Source organism: Halioxenophilus aromaticivorans, from assembly GCF_042850945.1.
GTDB classification, from domain to species: domain Bacteria; phylum Pseudomonadota; class Gammaproteobacteria; order Pseudomonadales; family Cellvibrionaceae; genus Halioxenophilus; species Halioxenophilus aromaticivorans.
Genome location: NZ_AP031496.1, coordinates 546,499 through 560,221, shown reverse-complemented (window position 1 = coordinate 560,221; position 13,723 = coordinate 546,499). Strand labels below are relative to the sequence as shown.

The window sequence follows — 13,723 nt, the reverse complement described above, 5'->3', positions numbered from 1 at the left end:
GGCTGCAGCGTACAGACACAAAAAAACCGGGCCACGCCCGGTTTTGCGGATGATACCACGATTATCTCGCGGAGGGTTAGCCCTGCTTAAGGTTGACTGGTTTCACCCTTGGGGTCCTTCAAATAGCGGAAGAACTCGCTATCTGGGTCTACCAGCATAAAGTCTCCGGCGCCGCTGAAAGTTTCCTTATAAGCGTTAAGGCTGCGCACAAAACTGTAGAACTCCGGGTTTTTGTTGAATGCAGACGCGTAAATGGCAGCTGCTTTGGCGTCACCTTCACCACGAATTAACTCGGAATCGCGGTAGGCTCCAGCAGCAATAACCGCTTGCTGACGATCGGCATCGGCCTTGATGACCTCAGCCTGCTCACGACCCTTAGCGCGATGCTCTCGGGCTTCACGTTCGCGCTCCGACGTCATACGCAAGAATACCGAGCCACTAACATCCTCTGGCAGTTCAATGCGCTTAACTCGCACATCTATCACTTCGATACCCAGGCTTGTATTGGTGAATCTGTTTAGCGATTCGATCAGGTCCACCATGAGCTGGTCGCGCTCACCGGACACAACCTCTAGCAAGCTGCGCTGGGCAAACTGGTTTCGCAAACCTTCGTTAATACGCTGAGCCAAAAGGCGCTCGGCGCGGGTCTCTTCACCGTTGGTGGAGGTGTAGTAGGTGTTTACATCACGGATGCGCCACTTAGCGAAGGAATCCACCATAATGGCTTTTTTCTCCACTGTGAGATAACGCTCTGGTTGCGCATCAAAGGTTAGGATACGCGCATCAAACATGCGCACCTCGTGCACCAACGGGATTTTATAATGCAAACCCGGCGCAATATCGGCTTGATCCAGGCGGCCAAATTCCAGCATAACGGCGCGCTCGGTTTCTTTGACGATGTACAAACTGTTGTAGCCAATCAACACCGCCACCGCTAGGACGACTAACAAAACTAAATTACGGCCACTCATTAGCGGGGACTCCTTGTTGTGTTGCGGCTGCTGCTCATAATCTCTCGGCGAACCTGCTCGGTGGTGCGGTCCACCAGCTGGTCAATCACCTGCTGAGATAATTCCACTCGGTTACCACCGAGATTGGCTTGGCTGCGTTCAACAATTTTATCCAGCGGCAGGTACATCATGTTGTTGCCGCCTTCCACGTCCACCATCACTTTTGAGGTGTTGGCCATAACGTCTTGTATGGCATCTAAGTAGAGGCGCTCGCGGGTCACTTCCGGCGCTTTGCTGTACTCGGTGAGTAGCTGCTCAAAGCGTTTGGCCTCACCCTCTGACTGGGCGACGACACGGTCGCGATAGGCGTTGGCTTCTTCAATGGTGCGCTGGGCGCGACCGCGGGCCTCAGGGATGATGCCATTGGCGTAGGTTTGGGCTTCGTTTTTAACGCGCTCTTCGTCTTCTCGGGCTTTGTTGACGTCATCGAATGCGGCTTGGACCTCACGCGGAGGCGCGGAGTTTTCGATATTCACCGTATCCACCAAAATGCCGGTGGTGTAGGCATCTAGGTATTGCTGTAAGCGCTGTTGCACGTCCACGGCAATGGCAGCACGACCCTCGGTGAGGACTTCGTGCATGACATTGGAGCCCACCACGTGACGCAGGGCAGAATCCGTGGCTTGACGCAAGCTCACCTCCGGCTCTTTAACATTGAGCACAAAGTCGCGCGCATCGCTGATGATGTACTGCACCGACAGGGTGATATCAACGATGTTTAAATCTTCGGTGAGCATGGTGCCCTGGGTGCTGTGGAAACGCTTGCGAGTGACGTTTTCTTGAATGACTTCGTCAATGAAAGCGGGGTTCCAATGCAGGCCAGACGATTTGGTTTCCTTGTAGACGCCAAGACGCAAAATAACGGCACGCTCTTGTTCGTTTACCTTATAGAAACCGGCCACAAAGTACACCACCAGCAACACCACCAACAATATGCCGATAGGTAACCTGCCCATGGATGCGCCACCGGAGCCACTGCCACCGCCTTTGCTGCTGCCAAAGATCTTGCCGATCTTATCCTGGAAAGACTTTAACGCTTCGTCCAAATCCGGCGGCCCGTCACCACCTTTCTTCCCCCCCCAGGGGTCTTGGTTGTTGCCACCCGGTTCATTCCAGGCCATAAATTCTCTCCATTCGGTAATACTTGCTGTGCCTATTAGCTTAGCTGCTATTTCGCACTCTATATTGGTTGCAGGCGGATTCTATCAAGGCCAACCGCTGGGGTTAACCTTTATTACGTCAAGATAGTTCAGCCGAGGAGCTAGTCGGAGCCTGCGGATTGATTGGCATTGCCGCCCAACCAACGCAGCTGCGACCACTGATAGTTACTATGGCTTAAAATACGCAACAAATCCGGTTTTGGGATGCGTAGGTGTACTTCACTACCGCCGTTATCCAAAAACTGCTCGCTCACCACAGCGTGCTGCTGATAAAACCTAGCCCGCAAAGCCGCTTCATCCGCCGTTAACACCAGAGTGTCGTCCACTAAATCTTGCGCCAACAGCTCAGTTAACGCCTGCGGCAAAAGCGCCACACCCTCGCCGGTAGCCGCCGATAACCACACCGCAACTGGCCGGCCCTGGTCGTCGCGGTCGATGCGTGGAATGCTGTATTCGTGCAAATCAATTTTGTTGTACACCATCAGCCGAGGTTGTTCCTCCGCGCCGATTTCCGCCAATACTTTGTTCACTTCATCAATGTTGCGATCACGCTCTGGGTCAGCGCAGTCCACCACATGCAGCAATAAATCGGCGCTGGCGGCTTCTTCTAAGGTAGCGCGGAAGGCCTCAACCAGCTTATGCGGCAAATGGCTAATAAAACCTACGGTATCGGCCAGCACACAGGCACCGATATCATCCAGCTCTACCCGTCGCATGGTGGGGTCCAACGTGGCGAACAGTTGGTCTTTTACGTATACACCAGCTTCGGTGACCGCATTAAACAAGGTTGACTTGCCGGCGTTGGTGTAACCCACCAACGAAACAGTAGGCACCGAATTGCGAGTCCGAGCACGACGGCCGTGTTCGCGGGTTCTGCGGACTTTGTCCAACCGAGAAGAAATAGCCTTGATGCGTACTCGTAACAAACGACGGTCGGTCTCGAGCTGAGTTTCACCCGGGCCGCGTAGACCGATGCCGCCTTTCTGCCGCTCCAGGTGCGTCCAACCACGCACCAACCGGGTAGACATGTGCTGCAGCTGCGCAAGCTCCACCTGTAATTTACCTTCGTGGGTGCGGGCGCGTTGGGCAAAAATATCCAGAATAAGGCCGGTGCGGTCTAGCACACGGCACTCCAGGACTTTTTCTAGGTTGCGCTCTTGGCTGGGAGATAGGCTGTGATTAAAGATCACCAGCTCGACGTTATTATCGCGCACAAGCTGGCCGAGCTCTTCGACCTTGCCGGAGCCTGCAAATAATTTGGGATCAGGCTTGTCTCGCTGACCGGTAACCAAGGTAAGTGGGTCAGCGCCTGCGGCTAAAGCAAGCTCTTCAAATTCGCGGAGGTCTTCAGGTTCGGACTGTTGACTGAATTTGATGTGAACTAATACCGCCAGCTCACCCGATTTAGGACGTTCAAAAAACAATCGGAAAGAAACCTCGCTGATATAGACCAGGCACACCGCAACCTGTGCGGTGCGCCGCTGCTAGGTTAGGACTCTTCAGTTTCGCCCTCACCAGCAGGGTTAAGCATGGGAACACGCACAGGACGAGAGGGCACGATGGTGGAAATAGCGTGTTTGTATACCATCTGGCTCACGGTGTTTTTAAGCAGTACAACGAATTGATCGAAAGACTCAATCTGACCCTGCAATTTGATGCCGTTTACGAGATAGATTGAAACAGGGATGCGTTCTTTTCGTAAAACGTTAAGGTAAGGGTCTTGTAGGCTATGCCCTTTTGACATAATTATTCTCCAAATAAAAATAGATAAACGTAATCAACTGGCGGGTATGTTCACCACTGTCACCAAATAATGCGTAGTTTGATTACAAGCTAAACGACAAACGTGTGTATTACCACCGGATCATTATACGGGGTATTTATTAAGATGTATCAAGGCCTGGGAAATAATTTCTGCTTCCGTGAGGCGTGCACCCTGCTCAGACTCCGTATAAATCCAATCTAGCGGCTCGTTCCAACCTCGCAACCAAGTTAATTGGCGCTTGGCTAACTGACGAGTCGCTATAATAGCTTTCTCGATGGCGTCTTCTAAAGAACATTCCCCTGCGCAATAGTTCCAGAGCTGGCGATAGCCCACCGCCCGAATCGCCGGTAAATTTGGGTGTAGGTCAGCGCGCTGGTATAGCGCCTGTACTTCAGCCGCCACCCCCTGCTCAACCATTAGCGCAAAACGCTGCGCTATTCTGGCATGCAAAATGGAACGCTCCCGCGGCACGATGGCCAGCTGTGCCACCCGGTAATCTTCCTCCAGGCCCGATTGCTTCTGCTGCTTTAACAATTCCGACATCGGCTGCCCGGTTTGCAGATACACCTCTAGCGCCCGCCCCACGCGCTGGGAGTGGTTAGGATGCATTAGCCCAGCGCTGGCTGGGTCAACCTGTGCCAGCCAAGCGTGCACTGCGGGCCAGCCTTCGGCCTGGGCCTTTGCCTCCACCTGCTGGCGCACCGTGCTATCTGCGGTTGGTAAATTATTCAGGCCATCTAACAGTGCCCGAAAATACATCATGGTGCCACCCACCAAAAGTGGGATTTTGCCCTGGGCCGTGATGTCGGAAATTTCGCGCTTAGCATCGGCACAAAAATCTGCCGCACTGTAAGGTTCGGTCGGGTCTCGGATATCCAATAGACGATGGGGTGCCTGCGCCTGCTCCTGCGCAGTGGGCTTGGCCGAACCAATATCCAAACCGCGATACACCAAAGCCGAGTCCACACTGATCAGCTCCACCGGCAAATGCTGCCGCAGTGCTATAGCCAACGCGGTTTTACCCGACGCCGTGGGGCCCATAACAAAAATAACCAACGGTTTGGGGGGAGCGACCGCGGCCATGCTATTGCCCGCGCATAAACAGTTTATCCAACTCGTTTAAGGTCATTAAGGCCCAGGTTGGACGGCCGTGGTTACACTGGCCGCTTCGCTCGGTGGCTTCCATATCGCGCAGCAGCGCGTTCATTTCTGCCAGGTTTAGCTTACGGTTGGCACGCACGGAGCCGTGGCAGGCCATGGTGGATAGAATTTCGTTTATGTGCTCAAGAATGCGCTGACTACTGCCGTAGGTTTTTAAATCCGAAAGCACATCGCGGATTAATTGCGCCACGTTGGCGCGCTCCAATACCACCGGTATTTGCCGCACCATGACAGCCTCTGGGCCGCAGCGCTGCAGCTCAAACCCCAGCTGCGAAAAAACCTCGGCTTGGTGTTCAGCCAAATCGGCTTCGGCCTCGCTCACCGCTACGGATTCGGGCACCAACATCGGTTGGGCTTGCACACCCTGGGCGCTAATCGCGGTTTTTAAACGCTCGTAGGTTATGCGCTCGTGGGCGGCGTGGGTATCCACCACAATTAAGCCATCGGCGTTTTCCGCTAAAATATATATCCCCTTGAGCTGGGCAATGGCGTAGCCCAGAGGCGGTACCTCTTCGCCCTCACCACCACTGGGCAAGCCACCAGCAGTGGGCTGCAACTGGCCATAATTGGCGATTTGCTCTGCCACCCGCGCCTTAGACTGCGCCACCGCCGCAGGGCTAGGCTGCCCGGTAAAGGCGCCAGGACGATTGAACAGCGAGGGCGCGGCCTCGGCTGAGACAGACGCCGAGGGCGCTATGGATGGGTTTGGGTCCGGTGCGGCGCGCAAGTCGATGGTGGACTGGCCGGCAAATTCCCCCACATCCACGCCGCGGGGTTGCACCTGGGGCTCTAATACCGGTTCGACTTCGCTGTGATCATCGTCGCGGTTACCGCCCGGCCGCACCTCGGCCAGAGCGTGGTGCAAACTGCTGAAAATAAAGCTGTGCACATTGCGGCCATCGCGAAAACGCACCTCGTGCTTGGTCGGGTGCACGTTAACATCCACCGAGGCTGGGTCTAATTCCAAATACAACACAAAGGCGGGGTGACGAGAATGGTGCAGCACATCCTGAAACGCCTGACGCACGGCGTGGGACACTAATTTATCGCGGATGGCACGGCCGTTAACGTAAAAATGCTGCAAGTCCGCCTGGCTACGGGAAAACGCCGGCAGCGCCACCCACCCCCAAATGCGCAACCCAACGCGTTCGATATCAATGGCCAGGGCGTTTTTCATAAACTCTGGCCCGCAGATCTGCGCCACCCGTCGCTCCTGCTCCGGCACCGACTGCGCTGGCCGCCAGGAGTGAATTTGGCGGCCGTTATGGCGCAGGCCAAAGCCAACATCAAAGCGCGACAGTGCCAAGCGTTTAACCACTTCTTCAATGCGGGTGTATTCCGTGCGTTCGGTGCGCAGAAACTTGCGCCGAGCCGGAGTGTTAAAAAATAAATCGCGCACCTCCACCGTGGTGCCCTGAGGGTGTGCCGCCGGTGAGATTTCGGTTTCCATATCGCGGCCTTCGGCGCGGGCCTGCCAAGCGTGCTCAGCGCCGGTGCTGCTGATCAAACTCAAGCGGGCCACGGAACTGATGGAAGCCAAGGCTTCGCCACGAAAGCCTAAACTGGCCACGGCTTCGAGGTCGTCTAAATGGACAATTTTACTGGTGGCGTGGCGGCTAAGCGCCAGAGGTAGATCTTGTTTGTCGATGCCGCTGCCATCGTCACGCACGCGCATTAACTTAACGCCGCCCTGCTCCAAATCCACTTGCAGATTGCGGCTACCAGCATCCAGGCTGTTTTCCAACAGTTCTTTAATCACCGACGCGGGCCGTTCCACCACTTCGCCGGCGGCGATTTGGTTGGCTAAACGAGGGGACAGTTGATGAATTTTGTTCATGGTGACAGCAGGCTACCTGGGGTGAAGGCAAAAGCAGCAGTGTAATGATTTACGCGGTGCAGGCAAGCCGCGCTGGGCGGCTTAGGATGCGGGAATTTTAATCCGCTGACCAACGCGGATTTTATCGCTTTTTAAACCGTTGTGAGCGCGGATAGCGGAAACCGAAATATTATGCTTTTTAGCGATCTCGGAGAGGGTGTCGCCGGAGGCAATAACATAGTCTCGGTCGCCACCCTGTTTGCGCCAAGCAACGTAGGTACCCACCGGTGGCGTGTCGTAAAAGTAACTTTTAATGCCGGTAAAAATTTGGCCGGCCATCTTTTTACGAAACGCCGGCGTGGCCAAGCGCTTGGCCTCGCCGGGGTTAGAAATAAACCCGGTTTCCACCAAGATGGAAGGCACATCCGGAGACTTAAGCACCACAAAGCCGGCCTGCTCCACGTGGTCTTTGTGTAAAGCGGCAATGCGCCCCATGCTTTTTAACACGTGGTCGCCAACGTCCAAGCTCGACTGCAAGGTGGCTTTCATAAACAAATCCACCAACACCGATTTCACATCGGGGCTTTTATCGTCCAGCACAATGTCGGTCATACCGCCCAATAAATCGGCCTGGTTTTCTTTGGCCGCCAAAAAGCGAGCCGTCTCGGACGACGCGCCACTGAACGACAGAGCAAACACAGAGGCCCCGCGAGCGTGTGGCTTATGGAATGCATCGGCGTGGATGGAGACAAATAAATCGGCGCGCTGTTCGCGGGCGAAATCCCGGCGGGTTACCAAGGGCACAAAATAATCGCCCTGGCGCGACAGCACCGCTTTGAAACCGGGTTCGGCGTTGATGCGCCGGGCTAGCTCTCGGCTAATGGCCAACACCACGTCTTTTTCGTACAGATTTCTCGGCCCTATAGACCCTGGGTCTTCACCGCCATGGCCGGCATCAACCACCACGATAATATCGCGCTGGCTATTGCTACTGGTGTTGAGAATTTCGGCGGTTTTGACCGTAGGCGCGGCTTCATCCAATAAATCGATAACCAGGCGGTCGGGCTTGCCGGCGTTACTGCGCAAACTAAAACTGCGCGGCATGACTTCACTGTTCATATCCAGCACCACACGCAGCCCGGTTTCGTTGCGTTTGGCCGTGCGAATGGAACCGATGGGGGATTTGCTCAGGCTGGGTAAAGTGGCGGCACCGGCGCGGTAGGCATTATCGATATCGATGACCACGCGGTAGGGATTTTTTAATTCAAACAGGCGATGTTCCACCGGGCCGGACAGGTCCAACACTAGGCGAGTGTTACCGGCTTCGCGCCACAAGCGAAATCCATCCACGGCCGCCGCTTGAGCCTGGGCCACCGTAAGTACCATTAACAAGAGGCCACCGAGCACACGGCAAAGAGTTTTTAAGTTAAACCGGTACATCCGCATCACTAACTGCACGTTATGAAATTATCGGCAACGGGGCCGCCTAGCGGCCTGGGAATACCTTAGGCCTTGTTTTGGTTTTGCCACAAACCTAGCAGAGTTTGCAGCAGTTGATCGCCTCTCGGGCTTGCCGGCACGATTGACGCCTGCCTGCCCACACTTGTGACTTGATTTTGTTCCCGCTTGGCTACTCGCACGTTGATGGTTATATCCGCTGGGGGCAAAAAGCCTTCACCTTTTTTGGGCCACTCAATTAATAGAATACAACGTTTTTCTAAATAGTCACGAAAACCCAGGAATTCTAGCTCCTCTGGGTCTGCCAAACGATATAAGTCAAAATGGTAGACCGGTGTCGCCAGGTTTTCGTAGGGCTCCACCAAGGTATAGGTGGGACTCTTAACCGCGCCTGTATGCCCGGCCGCACGAATAAATCCTTGGGATAAGGTGGTTTTACCCGCTCCCAAATCCCCCTGCAAAAAAATCACCAAGGGCTGTTCACCACCATCATTGGCAGCGGCGGCCATGGCGCGGCCAAAACCCTGGGTGTCTTCGGCGTTGGCCAAATAAAAGTGGTGGCCTTGCGCGCCTTCACTTGCCATTAATGAGTGCCCTTGCCTCTTGAATTAAATCGGTAGCCAACAAACCGCGCTGGCCGTGGCGTTGCGCTAGTCGGTCTGCTGCCGCAGCGTGCAAGGTTACCGCCAGTTGCAAAGCCGTTAAGGGTGCCAGCGATTGTGCCATTAAGCCAGCGATAATACCGGTTAACACATCCCCCATGCCACCACTGGCCATGCCTGGGTTACCATCGCTGCACAGGGTTACCGGGGTACCCGGCCCAGCAATCAAACTGCCAGCGCCTTTAAGCAAAACTGTGGCTTTGTACTGATCAGCCAACGCTTTTACCGCGGCTACACGATCGTTCTGCACCGCTTCGTTACTGGTTTTTAACAATCGCGCCGCCTCGCCGGGGTGCGGCGTTAAAATCAAAGGGATATTAACATCGCGCTGAGCTAACACCCGGCCACCAATGCCCTGGGCAATGAGGTTTAGCCCGTCGGCGTCGATCACCAAAGGTTTTTGTGCCATTAGCGCGGCCAACAATAACTGCTCGCCCCAGGCAAATTTGCCCAAGCCGGGGCCCACTGCAATGACCGTGGCCTTGTTAACCCATTCTTCCACATCTACGCCGGCAGTGATGGGAATAGCCATCACCTCCGGTACGCGCACGTTGGCAGCAGTGACGTTCTCTGGGCGCGTGGCCAAGCTGGTCAAACCAGAGCCCATGCGTGCGCAGACCTCGGCGCTCATCAAGGCGGCGCCGCCGTAACCGATATCGCCACCAATAATTAAACTGTGGCCAAAATCGCCTTTGTGGGCTGCTTTGCGGCGTGTAGGCACCTGCATTAGCAGCATTTCCAATAGAATACGCTGGGCTACCACCGGCTGACCGGTTAACACCGCATTGGGCACTTCCAGATCGCTGAACACCACTTGGCCACACAGGCTGGGGCCATCGCCGGTGAGCAGGCCAAGCTTTAGCCCAATAAAAGTACAGGTCACATCCGCCTGCACTACCGCCCCCAGACTTTGGCCGGTGTCGGCGCACAAACCGCTGGGAATATCCACCGACAACACCGGCAAACCCGCGGCGTTGATTTTGTTGATCACTTCCACCATTTGCAGGCGTACCTCACCCCGCAAACCAGTACCCAGCAAGGCATCGACAATCACGCCTTGGATGGGCATGGCGTAGTCACTGGTAAACGCCCGGCAGGCCACGCCCTCTTGCAAGGCGTACTGATAAGCTCGCTGGGCGTCGCCGGTGAGCTCCATGGGTTCGCTCAGATAAATTACTTGCACCGCCATTCCGGCCGCCTGGGCCAGGGCAGCCACAACGTAGCCGTCACCGCCGTTATTGCCACCGCCACAGAACACGGTGACGGTTTGTGCGCAGGGAAAATGGCTTTGTAAAGCCCCAAAACACACCCGCCCGGCACGTTTCATCAACACGGCGCCAGGAATTTGGTGATCGTTTATTGCGCAGGCATCCATAGCCCGCACACTGTCTGCTGTGTACAGGTTCTGAGGTAGGTTTTTCGAAGTCATAACATCGTTAGTAAGTGGAATTTGGCGAAATTATAGCAGAGGAAGATTTAGACGTAGGATACGGTAGACGAAGGTCGTGTTTTTATTAATTACACCAAGACATTGCCAGTGCTGACTGTCTAATTGGGCTAACCAGTGGGCCACTAATTATCTGCGTCTTTAATTACTTTCTCTAACTACTTTCTCTTGACGGGGGAAACCCCTACACCCACTTGTGCCCTGCCACCTTGCGCCTGCGCTTGCCAGGACTACACTGGCGAACCAACGCCCACTGGATATGCTCACGCACCAGCTCCGAAGGAAACGCCAGACGTGCCCGCAGAGCGTGGATAATCTCAGCGCTACTGGGAGCATTGCCTAGGGCCACAGCAATGTTGCGCAGCCAGCGCTCGTAGCCGGCCCGGCGGATAGCAGAGCCTTCGGTGCGGGTGAGGAATTCATCTTCACTCCACATAAACAGCGTCACCAGCGCTTGGTGGTCTAGCCCGTGACGTGGTTGGAAGTCGGTCTCTTGGCTGTGATGGGCAAATTTGTTCCAGGGGCAGATGGCTTGGCAATCGTCGCAGCCAAAAATGCGGTTGCCCATGGCCTCACGCAGGGGCTCTGGAATGGGGCCTTTGTGCTCAATGGTCAGGTAAGAAATACAGCGCCGGGCATCCAATTGATAGGGCGCGACGAAAGCATCGGTGGGGCACACTTTGAGGCAGTTGATGCACTCACCACAGCGGTTTTCGGCTTGGCCGGTGTTAATCGGCAGAGGCAGGCTGGTTAGGATTTCACCCAAGAAAAACCATGACCCGGCCTCTCGGTTGATTACCAATGTGTGTTTGCCCACCCAACCCAGGCCGGCCTTTTCAGCCAGGGGCCGCTCCAGCACCGGTGCGCTGTCCACAAAAGCCCGCTGATTGGGCTCGGCCAAACCCAGAGTCACCGCCGACTGCTGCAGCTGTTTGGCAATCAACGACAGGCGCTTGCGAATCAATTTGTGGTAATCACGACCCAGGGTGTAGCGTGAGATATAGGCTTTATCTGGAGATTTAAGCACTTTTATCTGATCGGTGTCTTCCGGCAAATAGTTCATGCGCAGGGAAATCACCCGAACTGTGCCTGGGTGCAGCTGGCTTGGATCCAAGCGCTTTTCTAGGTTCTCCACCAGCCACTGCATTTCGCCCTGGTAACCCTTGGCCAGCCATTGCTGAAAACGCTGGCGCTCTGGCTCAAGGTCACAATCAGCCACCCCCACCGCCTGAAAGCCCTGGTCACGGGCGAAGCCGTCCAACTGATTACGCAGTTGTTGTAGCTCGCTTAGGGGCGTGGCGTCTGAGGCGATGGTAGGCATGGTGAGAACGGCGCTGCTGCTGATTAACGCCGCCTAGTGTAGCAATCGCCGTCGCCGGCTAGAAGCGCGTTTAAGATTTGGCCGTAAAGCTGAATATACCGCGCCCGGGCAATTGTTCAAGAGCCTTCTGCACCGATGGCCGCTGGGCCATGGCTTGGTACCAGCGCTGTAAATTTAAATTAGCGGAGATATCCAAGCTGGTGAAGCTCTCGATTTGCAGCAGTGCGAAGCCGACGGTGTCTGCCAGGGAGATATCATTCCCCAGAAAAAAGGCATTGTCGCCGATTTGGCGATCCAGCACCGGCAGCAATTCATCCAGCTCTTTTTGCGCCGCTTGGCAGGCCTGCTGATCTGTCTTCTGGCCAAAATAATGCACGCGAATGCCCTCTTCCCAGGCAAAAGTAGAGAGCGGTCGCAGGTAGTGCAGAGTAATAAAATCCACCCACTGATTGACCTTGGCCCGCGCCATGGGGCTGCTGCCATACAATTTATTATCGTTCAGTTCGGCCATCAGCCGGCAAATGGCGTTACTCTCGAATAGCGTTTGGCCGTTGTACTCAACCGCAGGCACCTTACCCAAGGGGTGGCGAGCCAGGTGCTCTGGACTCTTGTGCTGCATTTTTTCCGGTGAATAGAGCACTAGCTCGTACGTTTGCCCCACTTCCTGGGCGGTGTACAGCAGCTTGGTGAGGTTAAACGTGGCAAAGCTGTAGATCTTCATGGTGTGGGCCTATGTGAAGTTGACTGTTAGTGTTAATGAAACAAGAGACCAAAAGCGGAGAGCTGAAAAGTTAGTTGCATTTTGCAAGCACAACCCAGCAAACCGTACGTGTTATACTTTTAAATTGCAAGTAGCTCAGGAATTGTCCATGGCACAGATACCAATCAAGCGTTCGCCCTGTGCCATTGCCAATGGCTTAGAGATCCTCGGTGATCGCTGGTCGTTGTTGATTGTTCGTGATTTGCTGTTTACCAATCGCTGCGAATTTGGCCACCTACTGCACGCCGGTGAGGGCATTTCCACCAACATATTGAGTGACCGCCTGGAGCGGTTGCAAACCGCCGGCGTGATAGACAAAAGCCAGCATCCCAGCCATGGCAAAAAGTATCGTTACCAGTTAACCGAAGCCGGACTAAAACTGGCACCCACCCTGATTGAATTTGGTCTATGGTGCTGCGCCACCTTCGACGGCGTAAGGATGCCGGCGGCGGTCTACGATTTGGCCGTCAATAACCGAGAGAAATTACTCGCCATGGTGGCAGCGCGGCAGCCAGTCATAGAGCTGCCTTTATAGCGCTATAATCAATGGGGTCAGAGCGATTGATCGCGATCAATCGCTCTGACCCCATTGATTTTTTAGGGATGGTTAGGCTTTGATGAACTCGCGGCGGTAGTGTTGTAGCTCGGCGATGGAGTCGCGAATGTCATCCAGCGCCAGGTGGCTGCCGTTTTTGGTAACGCCGGCCAATACCTCCGGTGCCCAGCGGCGGGCCAGCTCTTTTAGGGTGCTTACGTCTAAATTGCGGTAGTGAAAATAGCACTCCAGGTCGGGCATGCCGCGCACGAGAAAACGGCGATCCTGGCAGATGGAATTGCCACACATGGGCGACTTACCCTGGCCCACCCACTGGCTTAAAAACTCGATGGTGGCCTGTTCGGCCTCGGCCAGGGTTGTGCTGCTGTTGAGCACTCGCTCAGTCAAACCGGAGCCGCCATGCTGGCGAGTGTTCCACTCATCCATGGCGTCCATCACCGCCTTAGGCTGCTGGATGGCAAACACCGGCCCTTCCGCCAAAGGGTTTAGATCAGCATCGGTGACGATGGTGGCAATCTCGATAATCACGTCGGCATCTGGGTCCAGGCCAGTCATTTCCAGATCGATCCAGATCAGGTTGTTATCGTTTATCGTCATTTGCGTTTCC

Annotated in this window: 13 protein-coding genes; 1 reads left to right on the top strand and 12 read right to left on the bottom strand. The window is 55.0% G+C overall.

The features are described 5' to 3' along the window. Positions 1-86 precede the first annotated feature (86 nt). The 11 genes from hflC to ACGHM3_RS02540 all read right to left on the bottom strand — a co-directional run bounded on the left by hflC (position 87) and on the right by ACGHM3_RS02540 (position 12,521). Positions 87-971, bottom strand: coding sequence for a protease modulator HflC (hflC, locus tag ACGHM3_RS02590; RefSeq protein WP_345419577.1), 885 nt, complete (start codon positions 969-971; stop codon positions 87-89). After that, positions 971-2,131: an FtsH protease activity modulator HflK gene (gene hflK / locus ACGHM3_RS02585; RefSeq protein ID WP_345419574.1), complete on the bottom strand. Its 1,161-nt coding sequence runs from the start codon at positions 2,129-2,131 to the stop codon at positions 971-973. The genes hflC and hflK overlap by 1 nt, the downstream gene beginning before the upstream one ends. 140 nt (positions 2,132-2,271) lie before the next feature. Beyond that, a complete protein-coding gene (gene hflX / locus ACGHM3_RS02580) occupies positions 2,272-3,594 on the bottom strand; it encodes a ribosome rescue GTPase HflX (RefSeq protein WP_345419571.1) in 1,323 nt (440 codons plus the stop codon). A 65-nt stretch (positions 3,595-3,659) separates the two neighbouring features. Then, the gene (hfq, locus tag ACGHM3_RS02575) at positions 3,660-3,914 is read right to left on the bottom strand and encodes an RNA chaperone Hfq (protein WP_345419568.1); all 255 of its coding nucleotides are present in this window, start codon (positions 3,912-3,914) and stop codon (positions 3,660-3,662) included. Positions 3,915-4,037: 123 nt separating this feature from the next. After that, positions 4,038-5,018, bottom strand: coding sequence for a tRNA (adenosine(37)-N6)-dimethylallyltransferase MiaA (gene miaA, locus ACGHM3_RS02570; protein WP_345419566.1), 981 nt, complete (start codon positions 5,016-5,018; stop codon positions 4,038-4,040). A gap of 1 nt (position 5,019) precedes the next feature. Then, a complete protein-coding gene (gene mutL, locus ACGHM3_RS02565; protein ID WP_345419563.1) occupies positions 5,020-6,933 on the bottom strand; it encodes a DNA mismatch repair endonuclease MutL in 1,914 nt (637 codons plus the stop codon). Between the two features lie 81 nt (positions 6,934-7,014). Then, positions 7,015-8,352, bottom strand: coding sequence for an N-acetylmuramoyl-L-alanine amidase (locus ACGHM3_RS02560; protein WP_390517753.1), 1,338 nt, complete (start codon positions 8,350-8,352; stop codon positions 7,015-7,017). 65 nt (positions 8,353-8,417) lie between these two features. Beyond that, positions 8,418-8,954: a tRNA (adenosine(37)-N6)-threonylcarbamoyltransferase complex ATPase subunit type 1 TsaE gene (tsaE, locus tag ACGHM3_RS02555; protein ID WP_345419560.1), complete on the bottom strand. Its 537-nt coding sequence runs from the start codon at positions 8,952-8,954 to the stop codon at positions 8,418-8,420. Further along, positions 8,944-10,461, bottom strand: a complete 1,518-nt coding sequence (locus ACGHM3_RS02550; protein WP_345419557.1) for an NAD(P)H-hydrate dehydratase — start codon at positions 10,459-10,461, stop codon at positions 8,944-8,946. Before ACGHM3_RS02550 ends, tsaE begins: the two co-directional genes overlap by 11 nt. A 202-nt stretch (positions 10,462-10,663) precedes the next feature. Next, a complete protein-coding gene (queG, locus tag ACGHM3_RS02545; RefSeq protein WP_345419554.1) occupies positions 10,664-11,800 on the bottom strand; it encodes a tRNA epoxyqueuosine(34) reductase QueG in 1,137 nt (378 codons plus the stop codon). 70 nt (positions 11,801-11,870) lie between these two features. Continuing rightward, on the bottom strand, positions 11,871-12,521 hold the full coding sequence (locus ACGHM3_RS02540; protein ID WP_345419551.1) for a glutathione S-transferase family protein: 651 nt from the start codon (positions 12,519-12,521) through the stop codon (positions 11,871-11,873). A gap of 148 nt (positions 12,522-12,669) precedes the next feature. Here ACGHM3_RS02540 and ACGHM3_RS02535 point away from each other — a divergent pair, with 148 nt between their 5' ends. After that, positions 12,670-13,095, top strand: a complete 426-nt coding sequence (locus tag ACGHM3_RS02535) for a helix-turn-helix domain-containing protein (protein ID WP_345419548.1) — start codon at positions 12,670-12,672, stop codon at positions 13,093-13,095. 72 nt (positions 13,096-13,167) lie between these two features. On the opposite strand, the gene orn is transcribed toward ACGHM3_RS02535, so the two are convergent. After that, positions 13,168-13,713 carry an oligoribonuclease gene (gene orn / locus ACGHM3_RS02530; protein WP_345419546.1) on the bottom strand — a complete coding sequence of 182 codons (546 nt, stop codon included), beginning with the start codon at positions 13,711-13,713 and terminating at the stop codon, positions 13,168-13,170. Positions 13,714-13,723: the final 10 nt, after the last annotated feature.